The 25,037-nt window shown below is 45.3% G+C and carries 22 protein-coding genes; 14 read left to right on the top strand and 8 right to left on the bottom strand.

All coding sequences use genetic code 11. The annotated features are described in order from the left end of the window. Positions 1–2 precede the first annotated feature (2 nt). The 12 genes from OMP94_RS06220 to OMP94_RS06165 all read left to right on the top strand — a co-directional run bounded on the left by OMP94_RS06220 (position 3) and on the right by OMP94_RS06165 (position 15,070). Entirely contained in the window at positions 3–2,105 is a 2,103-nt protein-coding gene (locus tag OMP94_RS06220; RefSeq protein WP_266277300.1) for a class I adenylate cyclase, read from the top strand. Positions 2,106–2,182: 77 nt separating this feature from the next. Next, positions 2,183–3,211 carry an N-acetyl-gamma-glutamyl-phosphate reductase gene (gene argC / locus OMP94_RS06215; protein WP_266277295.1) on the top strand — a complete coding sequence of 343 codons (1,029 nt, stop codon included), beginning with the start codon at positions 2,183–2,185 and terminating at the stop codon, positions 3,209–3,211. 53 nt (positions 3,212–3,264) lie between these two features. Further along, a complete protein-coding gene (locus OMP94_RS06210) occupies positions 3,265–3,897 on the top strand; it encodes a DUF6776 family protein (RefSeq protein ID WP_266277293.1) in 633 nt (210 codons plus the stop codon). A gap of 8 nt (positions 3,898–3,905) precedes the next feature. Beyond that, on the top strand, positions 3,906–4,364 hold the full coding sequence (locus OMP94_RS06205; RefSeq protein ID WP_266277291.1) for a bactofilin family protein: 459 nt from the start codon (positions 3,906–3,908) through the stop codon (positions 4,362–4,364). A 60-nt stretch (positions 4,365–4,424) separates the two neighbouring features. Further along, positions 4,425–4,769 (top strand): iron-sulfur cluster insertion protein ErpA, encoded by a 345-nt coding sequence (gene erpA / locus OMP94_RS06200; protein ID WP_266277285.1) that lies wholly within the window; start codon positions 4,425–4,427, stop codon positions 4,767–4,769. 114 nt (positions 4,770–4,883) lie between these two features. Then, positions 4,884–6,131 (top strand): DUF2254 domain-containing protein, encoded by a 1,248-nt coding sequence (locus tag OMP94_RS06195; protein WP_266277283.1) that lies wholly within the window; start codon positions 4,884–4,886, stop codon positions 6,129–6,131. Between the two features lie 83 nt (positions 6,132–6,214). Further along, positions 6,215–6,808 (top strand): TetR/AcrR family transcriptional regulator, encoded by a 594-nt coding sequence (locus tag OMP94_RS06190; protein WP_266277277.1) that lies wholly within the window; start codon positions 6,215–6,217, stop codon positions 6,806–6,808. Between the two features lie 13 nt (positions 6,809–6,821). Continuing rightward, the gene (locus tag OMP94_RS06185) at positions 6,822–7,985 is read left to right on the top strand and encodes an efflux RND transporter periplasmic adaptor subunit (RefSeq protein ID WP_266277275.1); all 1,164 of its coding nucleotides are present in this window, start codon (positions 6,822–6,824) and stop codon (positions 7,983–7,985) included. Positions 7,986–7,988: 3 nt separating this feature from the next. Further along, positions 7,989–11,135, top strand: a complete 3,147-nt coding sequence (locus OMP94_RS06180) for an efflux RND transporter permease subunit (protein WP_266277273.1) — start codon at positions 7,989–7,991, stop codon at positions 11,133–11,135. Next, the gene (locus OMP94_RS06175) at positions 11,132–12,541 is read left to right on the top strand and encodes an efflux transporter outer membrane subunit (protein ID WP_266277271.1); all 1,410 of its coding nucleotides are present in this window, start codon (positions 11,132–11,134) and stop codon (positions 12,539–12,541) included. Before OMP94_RS06180 ends, OMP94_RS06175 begins: the two co-directional genes overlap by 4 nt. Positions 12,542–12,611: 70 nt before the next feature. Beyond that, entirely contained in the window at positions 12,612–12,791 is a 180-nt protein-coding gene (locus OMP94_RS06170; RefSeq protein WP_266277269.1) for a PLDc N-terminal domain-containing protein, read from the top strand. Positions 12,792–12,997: 206 nt separating this feature from the next. Further along, entirely contained in the window at positions 12,998–15,070 is a 2,073-nt protein-coding gene (locus tag OMP94_RS06165) for a BCCT family transporter (RefSeq protein WP_266277267.1), read from the top strand. 47 nt (positions 15,071–15,117) lie between these two features. On the opposite strand, the gene gloA is transcribed toward OMP94_RS06165, so the two are convergent. From gloA to rpmH, 7 genes are all read right to left on the bottom strand, one after another. Next, entirely contained in the window at positions 15,118–15,672 is a 555-nt protein-coding gene (gloA, locus tag OMP94_RS06160; protein ID WP_266277265.1) for a lactoylglutathione lyase, read from the bottom strand. A gap of 23 nt (positions 15,673–15,695) precedes the next feature. After that, a complete protein-coding gene (gene corA, locus OMP94_RS06155; protein ID WP_266277263.1) occupies positions 15,696–16,649 on the bottom strand; it encodes a magnesium/cobalt transporter CorA in 954 nt (317 codons plus the stop codon). 75 nt (positions 16,650–16,724) lie between these two features. Continuing rightward, on the bottom strand, positions 16,725–18,083 hold the full coding sequence (mnmE, locus tag OMP94_RS06150; protein WP_266277261.1) for a tRNA uridine-5-carboxymethylaminomethyl(34) synthesis GTPase MnmE: 1,359 nt from the start codon (positions 18,081–18,083) through the stop codon (positions 16,725–16,727). A 13-nt stretch (positions 18,084–18,096) separates the two neighbouring features. Continuing rightward, positions 18,097–19,764 carry a membrane protein insertase YidC gene (gene yidC, locus OMP94_RS06145; RefSeq protein WP_266277259.1) on the bottom strand — a complete coding sequence of 556 codons (1,668 nt, stop codon included), beginning with the start codon at positions 19,762–19,764 and terminating at the stop codon, positions 18,097–18,099. Then, positions 19,757–19,993 carry a membrane protein insertion efficiency factor YidD gene (yidD, locus tag OMP94_RS06140; protein WP_266277257.1) on the bottom strand — a complete coding sequence of 79 codons (237 nt, stop codon included), beginning with the start codon at positions 19,991–19,993 and terminating at the stop codon, positions 19,757–19,759. The genes yidC and yidD overlap by 8 nt, the downstream gene beginning before the upstream one ends. Then, positions 19,978–20,331: a ribonuclease P protein component gene (rnpA, locus tag OMP94_RS06135; protein ID WP_266277255.1), complete on the bottom strand. Its 354-nt coding sequence runs from the start codon at positions 20,329–20,331 to the stop codon at positions 19,978–19,980. The genes yidD and rnpA overlap by 16 nt, the downstream gene beginning before the upstream one ends. Before the next feature lie 26 nt (positions 20,332–20,357). Further along, entirely contained in the window at positions 20,358–20,492 is a 135-nt protein-coding gene (gene rpmH, locus OMP94_RS06130; RefSeq protein ID WP_266277253.1) for a 50S ribosomal protein L34, read from the bottom strand. A gap of 270 nt (positions 20,493–20,762) precedes the next feature. On the opposite strand from rpmH, the gene dnaA reads away from it, so the two are divergent. Continuing rightward, positions 20,763–22,118 carry a chromosomal replication initiator protein DnaA gene (dnaA, locus tag OMP94_RS06125; RefSeq protein WP_266277251.1) on the top strand — a complete coding sequence of 452 codons (1,356 nt, stop codon included), beginning with the start codon at positions 20,763–20,765 and terminating at the stop codon, positions 22,116–22,118. Between the two features lie 15 nt (positions 22,119–22,133). Further along, positions 22,134–23,237 carry a DNA polymerase III subunit beta gene (dnaN, locus tag OMP94_RS06120; protein ID WP_266277249.1) on the top strand — a complete coding sequence of 368 codons (1,104 nt, stop codon included), beginning with the start codon at positions 22,134–22,136 and terminating at the stop codon, positions 23,235–23,237. 53 nt (positions 23,238–23,290) lie between these two features. Here dnaN and OMP94_RS06115 read toward each other — a convergent pair whose 3' ends face one another. Next, positions 23,291–25,030, bottom strand: a complete 1,740-nt coding sequence (locus tag OMP94_RS06115; protein ID WP_266277247.1) for a monovalent cation:proton antiporter-2 (CPA2) family protein — start codon at positions 25,028–25,030, stop codon at positions 23,291–23,293. Positions 25,031–25,037 lie beyond the last annotated feature (7 nt).

Here is a 25,037-nt window from a genome sequence, read left to right as displayed (position 1 = left end):
ACATGTTAGGGGAACGCGCGCAGTCGCTTCAACTTAACGAAACACATAATCGTGTCCAGTTAAATCGATTGACGGCGATGGCGCCGTACCCCCAAGCATTATTTTTCCAATTGTTGCCATTGTTATTACATGGCAGTTTCAAGTTATTGCCCGGCTATACCAACGAAGATTGTCCCGTTGGTATCGCTGATTATCAACCAACAATCGACACATTACGTGCTGCCACTAGCGTTGACCGTAATTTTCAGTTTCGTCGTAAAGCCCTCCGACGTTACGCAATAAAAGGCATCTACCTTCTTAGTAACTTCAATGGCTTACGGTATCCGGTGCCAGCCAGTTTCACGATTTGGGTTGTACATCAATTTCATTTGTCGCCAGAGGCGATTGCCGCGCTAAATCAAAAACTGATAGCGATCCAAAATTGGACGGCACAAATGGGCATCACTCTCGACTACCAGTTAGTCAGTGAAACCAACCTTCAGCAATCACCAGCAATAAAACAACAACTGGCTGACTTTTACACCAATGGCTTAACACTGGCCGGAAGCCTGCCTCTTTGGTGGTCCATCAGCAGCAAAGAGCAAGCTGCTTATGCCAATTTGGCAGAAACGTTACGAACGCAAGTGCGAAGTAATGAAACCAGTGTTTTAGACTTTGGCGCTCCGTTTGAAGTTAGCGCCCAGCAATATCTTGATGACTTTGTGCACTATTGGTTTTTAGCATTTCATCAAGGCCCACAGCACGATCTGGATTTGCTGTTTGCGACTCAGCAATGTCAGCTATATCCAGAAATCGATAATTTAAGTCTATTGCTGAAGCAGCGTTTAGAAGCTGGCGAAAAAGATAACACTGCACTTTGTACCGCTAATCTCAAACTCATTGCACTCAGTCGCAGGCAAGATGATAAATCTCTACTAAGGGCGAGAGAGTCGTTATACCGGCTCAGCCATGAGCGTTTATCAAATAAAGTGCTTCATCCCACACAGCCTTGGCGACAAAACTTTATACAAAATCTGATTTCGCATTGGCAGTGGTCAGCACAATTTGTCCGAAATATAGATCAACCTTTAACACAAGGCATACGGATCTTATTAACCCAACCTGCTGAGCGTTGGCGGTGGCTGTCAGCCCAATTACAACAAGCACAACAATTTGCACAGCAGTTATCGCTTGATACCACGCAGCTTAAATCCGCCAGCAAATATCTCGCGCTGATGATAAATCCACCAGCCGATACCACCATTGATTTAGCTTTACCGGGCTTGCCTGAGGGTGGTTTAGAACAGATTAATTTATATCGCCTCGAAAACAGTACTCGATGGCATCTTAGTGATTTAGCCCCCAGTAACGCCCCGCAAAATGCACTATTTAGCCATGATGACTTGGTCAGCGTGATGGCATTTGCCATCATCAACCGTTTATTAACACGCAATAGCTGGTTACGTATCAGTGATCCAAAGCCAGAGTTGGCCAGTCAACATATCTTAGATATGAGTCAACAATTGTTACGCTCAACTGTCGCGCAGCCTATTCCGCCGATTCAAGCTGAAGCACTGCAACAACCTGCGGTTGCGACACAACTCATTTTGTTAACCAATTTGCAGCCAGCTCCTTTAGACCAACTGCAACAACAAGGGTTACAAATGACCAGTAATCAGAGTGACCCATTAAGTTTTAGCTCGGCACAGACAAACCTTATTAACAGCATTGATATCTTATTGCTGAGTAGTTGGGGGCAATGGCATCACCTCAAATATGTTGGCGAAAATGCCGTCGTAGACGTATTAACCACGATATTACGCTGGCAGCCAACTAAAGAAGCGATTCAAAATTTACTTTGCTGGTGCCCGAGTAACTTTTTTGGTCAATCAATTAATCTGCGTCTCCATGACTTAATTATCGACCTTACCGATTTCAATCAAGCCACAATTGAACAAGGTCAGTACCTCATTCAAACCGCTAAACAATATTGGCAAATACAGTGGCAAGATGCGCAGGTTGAAGCACAAACACAAGCTGCCCCCCTAAAAAACTGGCAACAGCAACCAGCTGGAGATGATACGACGCTTCGTGTTGACCCATTGCTTTTAAAACGATTGAAATAGTGGCAAACACAGGATTAGCCCTTTTGCTTTAAGCTAGGCTCTTTTATGATGTTGCGGCAAATGTTTTAGGAAGGAATATGATTAAAGTAGCAATCGTCGGTGGGACCGGTTACACCGGTGTCGAACTTCTCAGACTGCTGGCACCACACCCAGACGTTAAGATTGAAATCATCACCTCACGTAGTGAGGCGGGTATGCCCGTTGCTGACATGTTTCCTAACTTGCGCGGCCATCTCGATCTGACATTTACTGAACCAGATGAAGATGCTTTAGCAGCATGTGATGTCGTGTTTTTTGCAACACCGCATACTGTTGCCATGAGTAGTGTGCCTTCATTATTAAAACGCGGCGTTCGCGTTATCGATTTATCTGCTGACTTCAGACTAAAAGATACGGATCTGTGGGCGCAGTGGTACAACACCCCACATACCTGTCCTGAATATGCTGAACAAGCAGTATATGGCCTGCCAGAATTAAACCGCGAAGCTATTCAATCAGCACAGCTAATTGCCGTACCGGGTTGTTATCCAACAGCCATTCAACTGGGCTTTTACCCATTACTTAAAGCAGGTTTGATTGATCCACAACAATTAATTGCCGATGCGAAATCGGGCGTGAGTGGTGCTGGTAGAAAAGCGGCTATTGGTACGTTATTAACTGAGACAAGTGAAAGCTTTAAAGCATACGGCGCGAATGGCCATCGCCATTTACCTGAAATTCGCCAGACGCTGACAGAAATGGCTAACCAAGCCGTTGGCCTTACGTTCATTCCCCATCTCACACCAATGATTCGCGGTATTCATGCAACACTGTATGGTCAGCTTCAAGGCGCTACTGACTTACAAGCATTGTTTGAAGAACATTATGCCAATGAACCATTTGTTGATGTCATGCCCGCCGGTGCACACCCAGAAACACGTAGTGTTCGTGGTGCGAATACTTGTCGTTTGGCGGTTCATCAGCCGCAAGGAGGCAATACCGTTGTGGTGTTATCGGTAATCGATAATTTAGTGAAAGGCGCCTCAGGACAGGCGATTCAATGCATGAACATTATGTTTGGCTTTGATGAAACGCAAGGATTGCAAACTATCGCGACATTACCCTGATGGCCGCGCTGCATGATTATGAAATCCGCCAACGGCGCCCTTTTCGGTGCCTGATGTGGATTGTCTTAGTTGTTTTTATTACTGGTCTGGCTCAGTGGTATTACCATCGTTACATCAGTGCCCAGCAAGCCGAATTAGTGGCAGAGAATAGCCGACTGAAACAAGAGCTCGATGAGATAAGACCTCAATTTCAGGCGCTTAGCCAAACACAAACCAGCCAACAGCAGTTGGAGGCGATTCATCAAGTTGCCACCAATCAACTGGAAACAAGGCTTCAGCAGTTACAACAAAAGATCATTGATCTGAACAAAGAATTATTGTTTTATCAAACAGTCACACAAGGCAGTGGCAGCAGTGAGTTGCAAGTCAGGGAAGTACAGCTTCGCGCCGAAGGCAATGAGGCAAACCATCTTCGCTACCGGATTGTCTTAACGCAAGGCGATAATATTAGTGAGCCATTAACCGGCCATGTTGCCGTTAGTTTACTACCTAATACAGAAAAACCAGATAACACAGACGTTATTGGTGAACATGGATTGAATCTACGCTTTGTACAGGTCATTGAAGGGACGTTTTCACCATCTGAAACTCCCCCTGCACAGCTTGTCGTAACGATTACACAGAAAAATAAACCATTAATTACACGTGCCTTTAATTGGCAGGAAATCATGCCCAACGAACCATGAGGTAAAACATGTTCAGCAAGCAAAAAACGACTAAAGCCCGAAAAGTTACTCGAATTGATACCTTAATTGGTGAAAACACCCATATCAAAGGGGATGTGCACTTTAGCGGCGGGCTTCGTATTGATGGTTCAGTGACAGGCAACATCATTGCTGATGAAGGTGAAGCCGCCATGTTGACACTTAGTGAAAAAGGCCGTGTGCAGGGTGAAATTCGTGTTGCTAACCAACTAATCAACGGTAGTGTCAAAGGCCATATCTACGCAAGCGATCATGTTGAACTTGCAGGCAATGCTCAAATTGATGGCAATGTTTTCTATCGTTATCTAGAAATGGCAATGGGCGCCGCAGTAAATGGTCAGCTTGTTCATACTAGTGTTGATGACAATGTGTTGAATGTCAGCCATGAAAGTAATGATGGCGATAATTTGCAGCTTACTGGTCAAGAGTCAGACGCTGACAAATCTTGACTAAATTAGTCAGAAATTAGATACTGACAGACGTTTAAAAATATATTTGCGGAGTTTGTTATGACCAGCGAAATGCCTAGCCCAGTCTTATTTACTGATTCGGCAGCGGCTAAAGTTAGCGAATTAATCGCTGACGAAGGTAATGATCAATTAAAACTACGGGTGTTTATCACCGGTGGTGGTTGCTCCGGCTTTCAGTATGGCTTCACCTTTGAAGAAGAAGTCAGCGAAGGTGATACCCAAGTTGAGAAAGCAGGTGTAACCCTGTTGATCGATCCTGCTAGCTACCAGTATTTAGTTGGCGCTGAAATTGATTACACAGATGGTGTTGAAGGTTCACAGTTTGTGATCCGTAATCCGAATGCCACGACAACTTGCGGTTGTGGTTCATCATTCTCACCTTAAGTAACGCTTTGCCCTTATTTTTAAAGAAACCGACTTAACGTCGGTTTTTTTATGCCTATTTATCGCTTCTAGGCATAATAGTTCTCGCCAATAAATGGTTATCGGAGTGTGTGAATGTTTTCAAAATGGCAGTGGTTATTAAACCAGCTACTTCAAAAACTGTGGTTACGAGCCGCTTTGTTTGGACTGTTAGCTATTTTTATTGCGCTTGTTGCCATTCCACTCGAAAAGCTCATCGATAACCCTCTGCCATTTTCTATCAGTAGCTCCGCTGTCAGCGATATCCTACATATCGTTGCTTCCAGCATGTTAGCGGTCACCACCTTTTCACTAGGTGTCATGGTTTCCGCCTATGCTTCAGCCAGTTCAGGTGCAACACCCCGTGCCAACCAATTAGTGAAAAAAGACACCACTAGCCAAAATGTACTAGCGACATTTCTCGGCAGTTTTATTTATAGCTTGGTTGGCATCATTGCTTTGCATATGGATATTTATGGCCAAACCGGCTTGATTATTTTATTTGCAACGACCCTGGCAGTTATTGCCATTATTGTTATTACCATCTTGCGCTGGATTGAACACCTGTCTCGACTTGGCCGTGTTGGTGAAACCAGCAAACGGGTTGAGGTTGCGACTGAAAAAGCATTAATTGAACGTATGAGCTATCCCTTTTTAGGTGGTCGCCCCATGGAAAGTAGCAATGTTCCAGCAGATGCCATCGCTATCTTTACCGATAAAATTGGTTTTATCCAACATATCGATACCGGCTCGATCGCTTCAATGGCTAGTCAGCATAGTGCCGAAGTCGGCATATTAAGTCTTACCGGTAAATTTGTGCATACTGGCGAGCCTATAGCCTGGCTTAGAAATACTCGCGATACAAATTTAATCAATCATATTCGCCGTGCTTTTTCTATTGGCGATGAACGCTCTTTTGAACAAGATCCTCGGTTTGGCATGTGCGTTTTAGGTGAAATTGCCTCTCGCGCATTATCACCAGCCGTCAATGATCCGGGCACTGCTATTGATATCTTAAGTCGTAGCGTTCGAATCTTACAGCACTGGAAAATAGCTAAAGATCCTGTTGCAAAAGCTCAATATCAAAACCTATGGGTGCCGAGTATGCAGCTTAGCGATGTGATGGATGATCTGTTTTTACCCATTGCTCGTGATGCTGGTGGTCTCATTGAGGTTCATATCCGCTTACAAAAATCATTGCAGGCATTGATGACAACCAATGCCAATGTTTTTGCAGAAGATGTGCGCCGTATTTCCCAATATGATTTAGATCATGCTGACAAAAGTCTCGTTCTAGACAGCGAAAAACAACAGCTTATTGCCTTAGCCAAAAACCTGCTTTAACGAAAAAAAACCAAATTACATTTTACTGTCATCTATTTTTTCTATAATATGAATGAACGTTCATTCAATCAGTTTCCCCTAACATGATCCTTTCTTGTGCAAGCTCAGAAAAACGTAATGCGATCCTAAACGCTGCGCTGGAGTTATTAGCCAGCTGTGGTTTTCATGGATTCTCTATCAAACAATTGGCAGCTAAAGCAGGCGTCGCCACGGGTACGGTTTATCTCTATTTTGAAGACCGTGACTCAATGATTAGAGAGTTACACTTAAAAATATTGCAGCAATTTGCTGAGGCAATCTTTGTTGACCAAGATACGGAAAAACCTTTGGCGGACCAGCATCACCGTATTTGCTGCAACCTGTGGAGCTTTTTGAACAACAACCCCTCTGTCTTGCTCAGCAAAGCACAGTTTGATCATTTACCACCCGACATTTTGCGTAGCCATCGCGAAGATGCCTGGAGCATGTTTGCCCCATTACGAGACTTGTTTGCCAAAGGTCGTGCTTCCGGTGAAATCAAAGATCTACAAGATGATGTTTTAGCCAGTTTGAGCTTTGAGCCCTATATGTATCTTGCCCGCCAGCAACTTATCGGCGTTATTCAAGTCGATCCTAACCGACTTTGCGAGATTATCACCGCATCTTGGGATGCGATCGCTACCCCAAAAGCGGATTAATACAGGAGTTTTTATGTTATCGCGCAGCCATTTTCGCTCTTTTCTAACGCCAGTATTACTGAGCAGCTTGTTTTTAACGGGCTGTCTTTCAGATAGTGATGCTGAGCAACAGCAAGTGGCGATGCCAAAAATGACCGTCAATGTTGTTGAACTGAAGACTCAGGCGATTGATATTCAAACAGAGCTGCCAGCTCGCACAACGGCAATCCGCATGGCAGAAGTACGTCCACAAGTAGATGGCATTATTGAGTCTCGCTTATTCACCGAAGGCGCTGCTGTCAAAGCTGGTCAACAACTTTATCAAATCGAAGCCGCGCCTTATCAAGCCGTGGTTAACAATGCCAAAGCAACACTGCAACGTGCAAAAGCCGATTTAAAAGTCACAGAGCGTCGCGAACAACGTTACAAAAACTTGCTCGACGATAATGCCATTAGCCAACAAGAATATGACGAAGCGTTAGCAGCTTTTGAACAAGCTAAAGCTGAAATCGCCGTTAATCAGGCAGCACTGGAATCAGCAGAAATTAATCTTCGTTATACCAAGGTCAACGCCCCTATTGATGGTCAGATTGGTATCTCACATGTCACAGAAGGTGCCTTAGTCAATGCTGGTCAAACTAATAGCTTGGCGACAATACATCAGCTTGATCCAATTTATGTCGACATCTCACAGGCTTCAAAAGAAATCCTGCAACTTCGCCGTCAATTAATGGCAGGTCGTGTTGCTGGTGAGGAAGCACCATCGGTTAACCTTTTGCTCGAAGATGGCAGCCTTTATGAACATACCGGTGAACTGCAATTCTCTGAAGTTAATGTGAACCAAAACACCGGCAGTATTGTTATGCGCGCCAAGTTTCCTAATCCAGATGGCATTTTGCTGCCGGGAATGTATGTTCGCGCTGAAGTCGAAGAAGGCCGGATGAACGATGCCATTCTAGTACCACATAAAGCCGTTATTTTTGATCGTGAAGGTCGTGCCTCTGTCATGTTAGTGAATGACAATAATATTGTTGAACAACGCTTTATCAATGTCAGCCGCAGCATCAACCATCATTGGTTGAGCGAGTCAGGCTTAGAGGCTGGTGAGAAAGTGATTGTCGAAGGTCTGCAAAAAATTGCTGAAGGCGCCGAAGTCAATGTTGATGAACAACAGCAATTAAAGCAAAGCGGGGAATAATTCATGGCACGCTTTTTTATCGATCGCCCTATCTTTGCATGGGTCATCGCCATCCTGATCATGTTGGCAGGGTTACTGTCTATTTTTCAGTTACCGATCGCCCAATACCCAGGTATCGCACCGACTGCCATTGAGATTCGTACTGCCTACCCTGGCGCCTCGGCACAGGTCGTTGAAGACTCGGTGATTCAGGTCATTGAACAAAATATGACCGGCCTAGATGATTTGCAATACATCAGCTCAACCGGTGATTCGAATGGCGTCGGTCAAATCACTGTAACTTTCTTGGCGGATACGGATCCAGATATTGCCCAAGTCCAGGTGCAAAACAAGTTACAAGTTGCCATGCCACTGCTACCACAAGAGGTGCAACAACAAGGTATTCGTGTCACTAAGTCCAGTACCGGCTTTTTGATGGTTATGGGCTTTGTCTCTGAAAACGGCAAAATGGATCGCTACGATATTGCTGACTATGTGGCTGCAAATATCCAAGATCCCGTAAGTCGGGTAACCGGCGTAGGTCAGATCAACTTATTTGGCTCTCAGTATGCAATGCGTATTTGGCTAGATGCCGACAAGTTGGCTAACTACAAGCTGACAACAGGTGATGTTGTTACTGCGATTCGTGAGCAAAACGTCCAAATCGCCGCAGGTGAAGTCGGTGGTACACCCGCTGTTGAAGGTCAACAGATTGCCGCCAGCATCATCGTTGAAACTCGCATGGAGACCATCGAAGAGTTCGAGAACATCTTGCTACGCGTTGATCCTGATGGTTCTGAAGTGCGGATGAAAGATGTTGCTCGCGTATCACTTGGTGGTGAAAACTTCCAATACGAAACGGAGTACAACACGCAGTCTGCTGCGGGTCTGGGTATTACCTTAGCATCTGGCGCTAATGCCTTAGAAACGGCTCAAACCGTGCGCGATCGTATTGCCGATTTAGAGCCATTTTTTCCGGAAGGCTTAAAAGTCACCTACCCTTACGACACAACCCCATTCGTCAAAATCTCCATCGAAGGTGTGGTGAAAACACTGGTAGAGGCCATGATCTTGGTCTTCTTGGTCATGTATCTGTTTTTACAGAATATCCGGGCGACCCTGATTCCAGCGGTTGCGGTACCTGTCGTTATCTTAGGTACTTTCGGTATTCTGCTGGCGTTCGGTTTCTCCATCAATATGTTGACCATGTTCGCCATGGTCTTAGCCATCGGTCTTTTGGTGGATGACGCTATCGTTGTTGTCGAGAACGTTGAGCGGGTTATACACGAGGATAAGCTGCCTGTTAAAGAAGCCACCCGGAAATCTATGGATCAAATTTCTGGCGCCTTGGTCGGTATCGTATTAACAGTGTCTGCCGTATTTATTCCGATGGCGTTTTTCCCGGGATCGACGGGGGTTATTTATCGACAATTCTCGATAACGATCGTGTCAGCCATGGCGTTGTCATTATTGGTTGCCATGACCTTAACTCCCGCTTTGTGTGCCACCTTATTAAAAGATGCAGCACATGATCCTGCCAAGAAAAAAGGTTTCTTTGGTTGGTTTAATCGTACTTTTGACCGTACCAGTCAAAAAACGCAGACGGTTGTCGGTTATTTGATCAATCGTTGGGGTCGAACCATGCTGGTCTATTTATTGATCGTCGGTGGCTTGGCGTACTTATTTACCCAATTACCAACATCGTTCTTCCCTGATGAAGACCAAGGGATCATCTTCAATGAGATGCAATTACCGGTGAATGCTTCGAAAGAGCGTTCTATCGAAGTCATGAATCGCATTGAAGAGTTTTATCTTGAACAAGAAGCTGAAAACGTCGAATCGATTTTCACCGTTATCGGTTTTAGCTTCAGTGGTCGCGGTCAAAATGCCGGTATTTTGTTCGTTAACCTCAAACCGTGGAGTGAACGTACGCGGCCAGACCAAAGTGCTCAGGCTATAGCCAATCGAGCCTCTGGCTTCATGAGCCAATTTAACGATGCATTTGCCTTTGCCATAGCACCGCCGCCAATTCGTGAATTAGGTAATGCCAGTGGCTTTAACTTAATGCTGCAAGACTTGGGCGGGCTTGGTCATGAGGAATTGGTGAGTGCTCGCGATACTTTGTTAGCGAAAGCCAACCAAGATCCGAGACTAAGTCAGGTTCGTCACAATGGTCTGCAAGATCGACCACAATTGAAGATTGATATTGACCATCAAAAAGCCATGTCATTTGGCGTTTCATTGGATGATATTAACAACACCTTCAGCACAGCGTGGGGCTCAACTTACGTTAACGACTTTATTGATAAAGGTCGTGTTAAGCGTGTTTATGTCCAAGGTGAAGCACCATTTAGGATGATGCCGGAAGACATCAGTAACTGGTATGTCCGTAATAACGAAGGTGAAATGGTCCCGATGTCAGCTATCAGCTCATCACAATGGGTTTATGGTTCGCCACGTTTAGAGCGTTATAACGGTGTTTCTGCGATGAATATTCAAGGTCAGGCGGCACCGGGTTTAAGCTCTGGTGAAGCTATGCTGGCCATGGAGGAACTGATTGCAGAATTACCGGCAGGCATTGGTTACGAATGGACAGCATTGTCGTTGCAAGAGCGTGCTTCTGGCGCGCAAGCACCGTTACTTTATGCATTGTCAGTGTTGGTGGTATTCCTCTTCTTGGCAGCGCTTTATGAGAGCTGGTCAGTACCATTTTCAGTCATGATGGTTGTACCGCTTGGTGTATTAGGCGCCGTGGCATTTGCACTAGGCCGTGAAATGTCCAATGACATATACTTCCAAGTAGGTCTGTTAACGACGATAGGTTTATCAGCACGTAATGCGATCTTGATTGTTGAGTTTGCTAAATCGCTTTATGAGCAAGGGCAATCACTGACGGATGCAACCCTAGAAGCTATCCGTATGCGACTACGGCCAATTGCCATGACAGCACTAACCTTTATGTTAGGTGTCGCGCCATTAATGTTGGCAACGGGTGCAGGTAGTGGTGCGCAAAATGCCATCGGCACAGGTGTCTTTGGTGGCATGTTAGCTGCGACAACTCTCGCCATTTTCTTTATTCCGGTATTTTTCGTTGTGGTATTCCGCTTAGCGGCAAAGCTCACAGGTAAAGATCCGGCCAATCAAACTGCTGCTACAGGAGATTTAGCATGACATTTACACGGACCTGGTTAAGCGCCAGCTTGCTGGCTTTGACCCTGAGCAGCTGCTCAATGATTCCAGACTATCAACGTCCAGAGAATCCAAGCCCACTGCCTGAAAAGCAGGATGCCAATGAACAGCTGACGGCTGCCGATATCGGCTGGCGTGACTTTTACCAAGATGCGGCGTTGCAAGGCCTTATCGCCAGCTCTTTAAACAATAACCGTAACTTGCAAGCAACTGCACTTATGGTTGAGCAGCTGCGTGCTCAATACCGTATTCGCCGTGCAGAGCTATTGCCAATGTTAGATGGTGATGGTGGTTACACACGTCAGCGACTCTCTGGTAATAGCAACCAGTTTGGTCAAAGTGGCGTGTTTGAAGAGTACAGCGTCGGTGTTGGAATTCCATCTTGGGAAATCGATTTCTTCGGTCGCCTCGATAGCCTTGAACAAGCTGCTTTAAATGATTTCTTGGCGCAAGATGCGACGTTGAAAAGCACACAACTGACGCTGGTTGCTGAAGTAGCTGATGCCTATCTCAGCTGGCAGGCAAGTTTGGCACAATTAAACTTGGCTAAATCTACACGTGAAGCGCGTGAAGAGAGTTATGGTTTGATTCAACGCCGTTATGAAGGTGGTTTGTCATCAGAACTGGCATTACGCCAAGCAGAAACAGCGTTACATGAAGCCCGTATCGCAGAAGCGCAGTTCGAACAGCAATCTAACCAAAACTTTACCTTGTTAGAGTTATTGGTCGGTGAACCGCTGAACAAAGCAGATTATCCAGAGCAACTGGAAACTGCCGATGTATTAAGTAAGCTACCTGACAATCTGCAATCTGATGTCTTGCTGCAACGTCCTGATGTTGTGGCGGCTGAGTTAGCGATTAAATCTGCCAATGCCAATGTCGGTGCAGCACGTGCTGCATTCTTCCCTCGCATTAGCTTAACCAGCAGTTTGGGTTTTGCCTCAAGCAGTACTTCGAATTTGTTTGAAGCGAGTAGCCGTACTTGGCAGATCGCACCACAGTTTAATATTCCATTGATTGATTGGGGTATTAACAGTGCCAATTTAGATGTCGCTGAACTGCAGAAAGAAGTCAGCGTTGTTCGCTACCAAGAAGTTATTCAAACGGCTTTCAAAGAAGTTTATGACGAATTAGAAGCACGTCAGACTTTGGAAAATCAATTAAATGCGCAACATGATTTAACCACAGCCACGGCACGTAGCTTGGAATTAGCAGAAAAACGTTTTGATGCTGGTGTTGATAGCTACTTGGAAGTGTTAGATGCACAGCGCAGTCTGATCGATGCTCAATTATCAGAAATTGATACTGATCTGGCGCGTTTGCGTAACCAACTGACGTTATACAAAGCGTTAGGTGGCGGCTTATTGGAAGAGACTGAAGCACCCTAAATTGGCATTCATGTCATTTTCTGGCTATGCTGAAAGCCCTTTTTTATAAAAGAAGCAAAGGAGCAAGCACATGGGATTGGAAGTAGGCGGCCTGTTAGGCCTGATTTGGTTAATCATTGTTATTTGGGCAATTATTAAAGTTGCTAAAAGCTCAGCTGGTGGTGTCGCCAAAGTATTATGGATTTTGATTCTGCTGTTATTCCCACTGTTGGGTCTGCTCATTTGGTTCTTACTTGGGCCTAAGGGCTAGTTAACTAACACTGAGTTAACCTTATCAAACGCCGCTGTAGGCTCAACTTACAGCGGCGTTTTTTATTGTTTAAAAACTGGTGCGCGTTTGACAGTCAGTTGCTCGCCCACCAAAATGAGTGAAATACATCACAAGCCACACCTCGCTAACTACAGAAATTTACCTCGTGGCTATCTTGCCTTAAACAAGCAATCAGGAACTCAGCTATGAGCCACGAGCAGCCAGCGCCATCTCGAAGCAGTACGATTCTTATCCCCGTTTTTATTCCTGCCGTTGTCATTACACTCCTACTCGTCATTGGCACTATTAGTAATCCGGCGCTTGCTGGTGAGGCTTTTGAGGGCTTGCTGAAATTCCTGACCGAGACTTTTGGCTGGTTTTATATGCTTGCCGTCGCCTTTTTCTTGGTATTTATTGTCATTGTTGGCTTATCAAAGTGGGGCAAAACCAAGCTTGGGCCAGACCATGCTGAACCTCAATATAGCTTTCCCGCCTGGTTTGCCATGTTGTTCTCTGCTGGCTACGGTATTGCGCTACTCTTTTTCGGTGTTGCTGAGCCGGTTTTGCATTACGCATCACCACCGACTGGCGCACCAGAAACCGTGGATGCAGCCATGCAGGCAATGCAAATTGCTTTTTTCCACTGGGGATTTCATATCTGGGCAATTTATGGCCTGACGGGACTGGTATTAGCCTACTTCGCATTTCGTCATGGTTTACCTCTTTCAATGCGTTCGGCACTTTACCCGCTCATCGGAGACCGTATTTACGGACCTATTGGCCACACCGTTGATGTCATTGCGATTCTAGGGACCTTGTTTGGTATTGCCACCACCCTTGGCTTATCAGTGGCTCAGATTAATGCCGGAATAAACTACCTATGGTCGGACATTCCGGTAAATATCACTGTACAAATAATCTCCATCACCATTATCACCATGTTAGCCATTTTGTCGGTGGTCGCCGGTCTTGATAAGGGAGTTAAACGACTCTCAATTCTTAATATGGTGTTGGCTGTATCGTTGATGTTGTTTGTGTTTATTGTCGGCCCCAGCATCGTTATTCTGGAAACCTTTCTTCAAAATACCGGTAGTTACCTAAATAATATTATTGAGCGAACCTTTAATTTACAGGCTTACTCACGTAGTGATTGGATTGGTAACTGGACTTTATTTATCTTCGGCTGGACCATCGCTTGGGCCCCTTTTGTCGGCTTGTTTATTGCCAAAATCAGCCGTGGTCGGACCATTCGTCAGTTTGTCTTTGGCGTTTTATTTGTGCCAACCATCTTCACCTTTATGTGGTTCTCCATTTTTGGTGATACGGCCCTGAACATGATCATGAATCAGGGCTACACGGCACTGATAACGGAAGTACAAAATGATACGGCGATCGCGTTGTTTAAGCTATATGAACAATTACCACTTACCAGCATCGTCTCTTTTATAACCGTCATCTTAATCATCACTTTCTTTGTCACTTCATCAGACTCCGGTTCATTGGTTATTGACTCTCTTGCCTCCGGTGGTAGTAGCAAAACGCCCGTTTGGCAGCGTGTTTTCTGGGCAAGCATCGAGGGTATTGTCGCCTCTACCTTGTTATTGGCTGGTGGCCTTGGGGCATTGCAAACTATGACCATCACCAGCGCGCTACCATTTGCGATCATCATGGTGCTCGCAGCCTTTGGTATGTGGCGCGCACTTGCTATTGAGGGTCACCGTGAGGCTAGTCTAAGTGCAGCAATGCATCAGTGGCAGCATAACCCTAAACAATGGCGTAAACGTCTAAGTAGTCTGCTTGATTTTCCCGAGCACAAAGACGTAGCCGCCTTTATTCGAGATAGCGTCTATCCCGCCATGAAACATGTTGAAATTGAACTGGAACATCAAGGTTGGCCGGTCAATGTGTTTTTTGATGACGTTCAGCATCGTGCTTATATTGAGGTCATTCGCGAGAATGAGCTCGATTTTATCTACGATGTCAGAATGCGTGGTTACATCACACCGACTTTTGCTTATCCGGAAATGGTCGAAGATCCCACTGGTGAAAAACGCTATTACCGAGCTGAAGTATTTATGCGTCGGGGTGGTGCATCTTATGATTTATATGGTTGTACCGAACAAGAAGTCATCGATGATTTACTGACGCAGTTTGAAAAATATCTGCACTTTTTACACATTTCACCAGGCATTCTGCCCTGGAAAATGGATGAGCATGACGACATGCTTAATGAAAATGGCGAGCTACGTGATCCACTTGCCGATGATAAATCAAGATAGTAAAAACAAGATGCCCATCCGCTGATGAGCATCATGTTTCATTTGTTCTAGGCTAGATGATCTTTTAACAGCTCAGGCTGTCGATCTGGTGTGAAGATTTCGATCCAATAACCATCTGGATCTTGAATAAAGGCAATGCCTTTCATTTTGCCGTCATTAGGCTTTTTGATAAATGGCACACCCATTTTTTCAAATCGGTCACAAGCTGCATCGACATCGGGCACAGCAAAACCAATATGGCCAAAACCACGTGGGTCGCTATTCCCATTGTGGTATTGCACATCATCATTAGTTTCATCGCCCCAATTGTGTGTCAGCTCTAGCATCGCAGGGCGCGCAAATGTTTGTTTGATTCGCTCATCGTTATCTTCCGACCAGTTTTTCTTTTCTAGTGGTGAGATTGCGGCGAGAAAATATAGGGTGAATTCCATTGCAGGGAAATCAAAACGTTTAATCAACGTCATACCCATGATTTCAGTATAAAAATGTAATGTGCGTTCAGGATCTTTGATCCGAAACATGGTTTGATTAAAAACAAACTCATGAGTAGCAGGATCGTGGTTTTCACTTAATCCCACTGCTTTATCAAAATGTCGGCTCATCTCTCTGCTCCTAATATTTATTGTTATAACCAACCTTTACGTTTAAATACCCAGTAAGGTGCAATACCAGCGGCGACCATTAACCCAATAGCCATCGGGTAACCAAACGTCCAACTTAACTCCGGCATGACATTGAAGTTCATGCCATAAATGCTGGCGATCATGGTTGGCGGTAAAAACACCACCGCCGCGATCGAAAAGGTTTTAATGATTTGCGCTTGCTTGATATTGATAAACCCTTGGGTGGAGTCCATCAAAAAGTTTATTTTGTCGAACAAAAAAGTCGTATGCGACAACAAGGTTTCTAAATCTCGCAAAATCTCATACAAGGTATCACGCTGCTCATTAACTTGGGGTAGATGACGTAGCAAAAATGAAATATCTCGTTGTGTATCCATCAGACACAAACGCATTTTCCCATTGCTATCTTCCAACTGAGCAAGCTGACTGATGGCCTGCTCCAGATCACTGTCTTCCTCTTCGAGGACAAAGTGACTAACTTTTTCTAACTCGCGGTGAATGTCCTCAAGTGTATCGGCATGGTTCTCGACTTTCTGCTCAAGCAAGGTAATGAGAAGCTCGGTTGGGGTTTTGCAGCTGATTTGACCGCGACGTGCACGCATACGCAGCAAACGAAAGTCGCTAAGCTCATCATCACGAATCGCTATCAATCGATCTGCCTGTAGTACAAAAGCGACTGACACCGTGTGATGCCGACCTTCTGATGCGGCAAGAAACATCGAGTGAACATGCAACCCATCTTGGTCTGTAAAACAGCGTGCTGATGCTTCGATTTCTTCGACATCTTCAACATCAGGTACTTCATCGCTAAATAAAGTCGCCAGCAAAGCACGTTCATGTTCATCTGGTTCCAGTGCATCAATCCAATCCGCCTGCTTCAGCAGATCGATGGTCAACATATCGGTAACGGGAATTTCTTGGATGCGTCCTAACGCAATTTTGTAAAGCCGCAACATTGCCTGCCCTTTTGTTTATTGCATGTGGAATGATTGTAACGTGTGACAATGACAAGCCAAAGTCAACGCAAGGGACTATTTTCCGATGCAGAAGCTCGAAAAAATACGATCTAACAAATCTTCGTTGGTAAATGTGCCGGTAATCTCACCAAGAGCCTGTTGAGCCTGTCTTAACTCTTCTGCGAGCAATTCACCCGCGCCCATACCTGTTAGACAGTTATAACCTGCTTCAATGGCTAATTGAGCACGGTTTAATGCGTCAAGATGGCGACGACGGGCAATAAACACACCTTCATCTTCCGGATGAAAGCCCACAGCATGCTGTAAATGCTGGGTTAATAAATCCATCCCTGCACCAGTTTTAGCTGACAGGTAAATTACATTAACACCATCTTCTTGGGTCAACTCAGCGGCATGACCACTTTGGTCTATTTTGTTACGGATTAACGTTAATGGTTTATCAGCTGGTAAGTCAGCTAAGATAGCTTTGTCTTGCTCTGTGATACCAGAGGCATCATTAACCAACAGCAAGATATGATCGGCTTGGGCTAATTCGTTACGCGTGCGACGAATCCCCTCTAACTCGACTTTATCTTCTGTCGCGTCATGCAAACCAGCGGTATCAGAAATTCGTAATGGCAAACCGCCCAAATGAATTTGTTCACGCAGCACATCACGCGTAGTACCCGCGACATCAGTAACAATCGCAGCATCATGGCCAGCTAATTGATTATGTAAACTCGATTTACCGGCATTTGGCTGCCCCGCCAATACAACACTAATACCATCTCGCAATAAGCGACCTTGGCGTGCACTATTTTGAATGGAAGCTAGCGTCGATAGTAAGGTTTGCAGTTGCTTGTCGACTTGCGCTTCACCCAGAAAGTCGATTTCTTCATCGGCGAAGTCAATTGAGGCTTCGACAAACACCCTGAGATAAGTGAGCTCTCCGAGGAAGTCGTTAATACGTTTTGAGAATTCGCCTTGCAGTGAACGCATCGCACTGCGAGCCGCTTGTTCAGTACTACTTTCGATTAAGTCAGCAACGGCTTCAGCTTGCGCCAAATCCATCTTGCCATTGAGAAATGCACGTTCGGAAAATTCACCGGGGCGAGCCATTCTAGCGCCAAGCTGCATAGCAACCTGACATAATTGCTCTAAAACCAGCGGGCTACCATGTCCTTGTAACTCAACGACATCTTCGCCAGTAAAGGATGCGGGTCCGGCAAAATATATCGCCACACCACTATCAATGATTTCGCCGTCTGGCGATGTAAAATTAGCGAATTTTGCATGTCGAGGCTTCGTTATAGAACCCGCCATTTCACTGGCAATATCTAACGCTTTAGGCCCAGATAAACGCACAACACCGACACCACCGCGCCCGGGCGCAGTGGCTATGGCGACGATAGTATCGGTGTTGACTAAAGCCATCAGTTTGGACGAATTACAGCGCGCCCATCTTACGCGTGATGTACCACTGCTGTGCGATTGACAGCATGTTGTTCACCAACCAGTAAAGCACCAGACCTGCCGGGAAGAACGCAAAGAAGACGGTGAAGACAATTGGGAAAATCTTCATCATCATCGCTTGTGCAGGATCTTGTGGCATTGGGTTCAGTTTTTGTTGGAAGAACATAGTTAAACCAAACAATACTGGCAATACAAAGTAAGGGTCGATAGCCGTCAGATCGTTGATCCATAAGATAAAGTCAGCTTGGCGTAACTCTACGCTCTCTACCAATACCCAATAGAATGCTAAGAAAACTGGCATTTGCACCAAAATCGGTAAACAACCACCCAGCGGATTAATTTTTTCAGTGCGATATAAATCCATCATGGCTTGATTGAATTTTTGTTTATCGTCACCGTAACGTTCTTTCAGCGCCGTCAGTTTTGGTGTCAACTTACGCATACCGGCCATTGAACGGTAGCTTTTTGCTGACAATTTAAAAAAGACCATTTTGATCAAAATCGTTAGCAACACGATTGACCAGCCCCAGTTACCTGTCAGCTTATGGAACCACTCCATAATCATGAACAATGGTTTAGAGATAATGGTTAACACACCATAATCGACGGTCAGGTCTAAGTTTTCAGCCGCATCTTCCAAACGATGGGTTTCTTTAGGCCCCATATACATGCGGTATTCAGCTGACGCAGATTCACCCGGCGCTGCAGTTAATTGTGGTAAGAACATACCAGCCGTGTAGTTGCTGCTATTAATCGCATTACCGTAAAAACGTAATTGACCGGCATCAGATTGTGGCAATAATGCCGCAACAAAATAATGTTGGATCATTGCCGCCCAACCACCGGTTGATTCTGTGCGGTAAGCCGTTTTATCTAGCTCATCAAAATCTACTTTCTTGTATTCATTTTGATCACTTGAGAAAACAGCGCCCGTGTAGGTATACAACAGCATTGAATCATCACCAGGACGGGTACGATTAAACTGTGCATAAGGATTGGCAGAGAATGCTTCTGCGCCATCATTTTCAACGTCATAACGGACGTCTACCAAATAACTGTCACGCTTAAAGGTGTAAGTTTTCGTTACTATCAGGCCATTATCAGCCTGCCAGCGTAATGGCACTGCAAGCGTGTCCTGACCATCGGCTAAGGCATAACTGGTTTCATCTGCTTGATACACATCATAGTGTGTCGGCGCAGCAATACCATCAGCACGAAGACCTGATTGCGTGATAAAGAATGGATTAGTGCCATCGTTCAAAAATTGCACTGGCACATCAGGCTGATCGGCATCTACTGGATAATCTAATAATGCCAATTTGCGAATATCACCGCCTTTCAAATCGATATACACATCAATAATGTCAGTTGTGACACGAATTTGACTGGCTGACTTCGCTGCAGCGGTTTGCTCGCCATTCATATTTGGTAAATCAGCCAGGCCACTATCACTAGTAGTAGCAGGTAATGATGGTAAGTCAGCCGAGTCTGTTTGACTGCTATCAGAGGCTGCAACGGTTTCGGTACTACTTGCTTGTTGTGCAGCTTGCTGAGGTCTGACGTAGTCAGTTTGCCAAGCTTCCCAGAGCAATAAAGAAACAATTAACAAACCAAAAATAAACAGTGTTCTGAGATTATCCATTGTGTGATTTCGTCTTTAATTCAGGAACAGGATCCGCACCACCCTCATGCCAAGGATGACAACGTGAAAGCCGTCGCAAACCCAACCAAGTGCCACGCATAGCACCATGACGCGTGATGGCATCAATCATATATTGCGAACAAGTTGGATGGAAACGACATTGCATGCCCAGAAATGGGCTCAATAGAAAACGATAGCCCCGGACGAGCCAGATCAGGAATTTTGCCATTGTGTCACCACGGTTAACCAATGCCGCTCCAATGCTGTCCGGATTTGGATGGTGTCACGCTGACTAATGTCGGGACGCGACAGTACCACAATATCCATACTGTCCAACGATGCTTGATGCTGACGAAAGGATTCGCGAATTAACCTTTTCATCCTATTTCGCTGGCTGGCCAGTTTGAGATGTTTTTTTGCGATGGCCAATCCTAACCTTGGATGGCCGACACTGCTTGGCAGTGCAATTATCGTCAGACCACCACCGCCGAAGCGTTTACCCTGACGAAATACCCGGGTGAAATCGCCCGGGCGGTTCATTCTCATGGCTCGGCGAAACTTAGCCAAGTCATGGCTCCCGCAAGTTGCGAGAATTAAACTGACAGACTTGCGCGGCCTTTAGCGCGACGTGCGTTAATCACGCGACGACCACCAACAGTTTTCATACGTGCACGGAAACCGTGGGTACGCTTGCGCTTCAGATTACTCGGCTGAAATGTTCTTTTCATTGTACCAACTCCAGATATATCAATGATTTTGCATCGGAAAGCTGGTTAACCCACCAAGACTGCCCAAGACAAAAGACGTGGGATTATAAGGGTTTGCAATAGCAGGCGTCAAACTACATTACACTCTGACACCAACATTATTTTACTTGCCAAACGATTGGCTTGCAGATAACTTTAGGTGCCTTGCTGGTCGCGTTATACTACCCAAGTGTAAACGCGCTACGCTTTACGAATACCTACCTGTTTAATCTTTTACATCAAGGAGTTGCTGTGTCTTCACCGCTTTGGGAAAAATGCCTGTCCCATCTCGCAGGTGATTTGTCGGCACAACAGCTGAATACTTGGCTGCGCCCATTACAAGCAATTGAGACTGATGATAGTTTGCGCTTACTTGCGCCCAATCCTTATGTACAGCAATGGGTTCAGGAACAACTCGAGACACAGATTAACACGCTTTTGAATGGTCTGACCCAAGGCATTATTCAAAAAGTGGCAATTGAAGTCGGTACCCGCGATACCGTACCCGCCCCGAAACCAAAGCCAGAGCAACCGCGCGAACCTGTTGCCGCAAAACCAGCAGAAGCCGATCCTTTACCTTCACTGGGCAGCCCAATTAATCCGATGTTTACTTTTGATAGTTATGTTGAAGGTAAATCAAACCAAATTGCTCGCGCAGCATCACTTCATGTTGCTGAAGCACCAGGTACCAGTGGCTACAATCCACTATTTTTATATGGTGGCACCGGCTTGGGTAAAACCCACTTGATGCTTGCAGTGGGTAACAAAATTAAACAAAACAACCCTAAAGCCAAGGTAATTTATCTGTCTTCTGAGCGTTTTGTACAAGATATGATTACAGCGCTTCGCAATAACGCCATTGATCAATTTAAAGCGCATTACCGCAGCGCCGATGCATTATTAATCGACGATATTCAATTTTTCGCCAAAAAAGAACGTTCTCAAGAAGAGTTTTTCTACACCTTTAATAGTTTGCTGGAAGGGCAACGTCAGATCATCCTGACCTGTGATCGCTTTCCTAAAGAAGTCGATAACCTTGATGAACGTCTCCAATCACGTCTGGGCTGGGGGTTAACGGTTGCCATCGAGCCACCAGAACTTGAAACACGTGTGGCAATTTTGATCAAAAAAGCGCAACAAAACCTCATCACCTTACCTGATGATGTGGCATTTTTTATCGCCAAACGTATTAAATCAAACGTGCGTGATCTGGAAGGTGCATTGCAACGCGTTATGGCATTTGCCCGTTTTACCAATCAGCCTTTGTCGATTGAAATGGCGCAAGATGCGTTAAAAGACTTACTGGCGCTGCATCAAAAACTGGTGACATTGGAAAGTATTCAGAAAACCACTGCGGAATATTTTAAAGTCCGCGTCTCTGATTTACTGGCCAAAAAACGCACTCGTTCAATTGCCAGGCCACGTCAAATTGCGATGGCACTTGCCAAAGAATTAACGAGCCATAGTCTGCCCGAAATCGGGGAGGCATTTGGTGGACGAGATCACACAACGGTTTTACATGCTTGCCGCAAAGTCGCCGAACTACGTGAAAGTGACAGCCGCGTTGCAGAAGATTATCGTAATTTACTTCGCACTTTATCGAGTTAGCCTGAGAGAACTATCATGCAATTCACCGTCAGCCAAGAAAGCCTCGCCCGACCATTGCAGCTGGTTTGCAGCATCGTTGAACGCCGTTCAACGCTGCCGATTTTGTCGAATATTCTATTAAAAGCACAAGGCGATAAACTCACCATGACCAGTACCGATATGGAACTGGAAATGATTGCTACATTACCGGTTGCCGTTGATGAAGCTGGTGAAACCACCGTTTCAGCCCGCAAGTTATTGGATATTGTCCGTGCCTTGCCATCAAGCGCCACTATTAGCTTTAAAGCCAAAGATAGTAAAGCCTTAGTGCAAGCGGGTAAAAGCCGCTTCTCACTTGCGACGCTTTCACCATCTGATTTCCCAGACAGTGAAGGTGCAAATTACAGCGAACAAATCAGCATTCCACAGGCTGCACTGAAAGATTTGTTAGATGAAACTAGCTTTGCCATGGCGAGCCAAGATGTTCGATATTACCTAAACGGTTTGTTGTTAGAGCGTGAAGCCAATAAATTACGTGCTGTAGCCACCGATGGTCACCGACTGGCGTTGGGTGAAATCACTACGGCAGAAGTGGCTGATGAAAAAAATAGTGTCATCGTTCCTCGTAAGGCAATTTTAGAATTAGGTCGCTTATTAAGTGATGTTGATGCTGAAGTAAAACTCGCTTTTAGCCAACAACAAATCAAAGTTGAGCTGCCCGACTTACACTTCACCTCAAAATTGATCGATGGCCAATTTCCTAATTACGAACGAGTGCTGCCATTAGGTGGCGATAAAATCGTTGTTGCTGAACGTGATGAACTAAAACAAGCGTTATCTCGCGCCTCGATTTTGGCAAATGACAAACACCGTAGCGTCCGTCTGACATTGGAAAGCGGCTTACTGAAAGCCACGGTCACCAACCAAGAACAAGAAACAGCTGAAGAAGAAGTTGCCGTTGAATATAGCGGTAATACGTTGGAAATCGCTTTCAACAATGCTTACTTACTCGATTTATTGAATGCGATGCCGGATAACAAGGTCAAAATGACTTTCAGTGATGAAAATAGCAGTGCATTAATTACACCTAATGATGACAACATCAGTCGCCAATATGTTGTGATGCCAATGCGACTTTAATGCCATAAAGTTCACTAAAAACGGCGCCGAAGGCGCCGTTTTTGTATTTAAGTTTAGTGTTTGAGTTCGCCCAACACCACCCTGTTATCTGCAACCTTCTGCACGACATTCGAGTAATAATCTTCACGGAAGGCATCGATAACCGCTTTGGTTTCGATTTCATTAACACCACTTCCCAATAAAACTTCTTCGGTTAAACGGAGACTGGTTTCCAGGGTTTCAGAGATAACAGTAGTAGCGCCTTTTACGGTCAGATCAGCACAGTGTTTACGATCTCTGGCACGAGCATGAATCGGCATATCAGGATAGGCAGTTCTGACTGAAGCCACCAAACGATCTACCTGCTCAGGATTATCTAAAGCCACTACGATCATGCTTGCCCTATCAGCACCAGCAGCCCGCAAAACTTTTACTTTGCTGGCATCACCAAAATAAACCGGAAAACCTTGTGAGCGAGCATCTTTAACGCGAACCTCTCGCATATCAAGACCAACATAGTTAACGCCAGCCGCACTCAGCAGCGCCGCAATCCGCGCACCCACCCGGCCAAATCCAGCCAAAATAACATGCTGTTGAGCATCGTTAATGAACTCAGGTTGGTCGTAATCATGTTCCGCATCGCGTTTGCTATCAATAAACCTTAACAGCAGGGCATTCATGCTTCTGACAGCAAATGGCGTGAAGGCCATCGTCATCGCAATGACCAGTGTGAGTAAGTGGCTGATTTCTTCACTCAATACATTTGACGTTGCCGCGACACCAAATAAGACAAAACCAAACTCACCGCTTTGTGATAACAATGTGGCTGTTTGAAGCGCAATTTCATTTTTAACGCCAGCTAGACGAGCAAGCACATAGACAATCGCGGCTTTGAGTAACATCAAACCAATGGTTAGCCCTAAAATCAGTGCAAACTTCTCCCAAAGCAAGCCAAAGTTGATTTCCATACCCACCGTCATGAAAAACAGCCCCAGCAAAATGCCGCGGAAAGGCAAAATATCGGCTTCAATTTGATGTCGGTAATGAGACTCTGCCAACATGATGCCGGCTAAAAATGCACCTAAAGCCATCGACAATCCAACCCACTGCATCAGCCAAGCGACGCCAAGTACAATAAGTACCGCTACAGCCATAAAGACTTCAGGATCTTCACTCGCAACAATACGACCAAGTACAGGGTTCAGTAAGTAACGGCCAACCAACAATAGAGCAATGATCATCAGCACTGGATACACCATATGTAATCCAGGCTCAGTTAGTTCGCCACCACCACTGGCAAAATAAGACACCAGCGCTAATAAAGGTACAACAGCAATATCTTGTAACAGCAGCACGGAGATCGACATTCGGCCCATCAACGTAGAAATACCACCTCGCTCAGAGAGCAACTTTAGACAAAATGCGGTCGAAGAGAGTGCTAAACCAAAGCCGATAATGATGGCGGTATTGTGAGGAAGATCAAAACTTAAGGCGATAGCATAAATTGCTGCTGCTGTGATTAGCAATTGCCCCAAACCCAGCCCAAATACCAGCTTACGCATTTCCCAAAGTTTATCGGGACGTAGCTCGATACCTAGTATAAATAACAGGAAAATAACGCCGAATTCAGCAAGATGGCGTACGTCATCAACCTCTGTGATGACCCCTAGCCCCCAAGGACCTAGCAATATACCCGCGGTAAGATAACCAAGGATGGCGCCTAAACGGATTTTATGGAAAATTGGGATGATAACGACTGTTGCCAACAACAGCATCAAAATATCAATTAAGTGATGAGCGCCAACTTCCTGCACTAAACCA

The organism is Methylophaga sp. OBS3, assembly GCF_026319325.1.
GTDB lineage: Bacteria > Pseudomonadota > Gammaproteobacteria > Nitrosococcales > Methylophagaceae > Methylophaga.
This window is presented reverse-complemented; position numbering and strand designations above follow the sequence as displayed.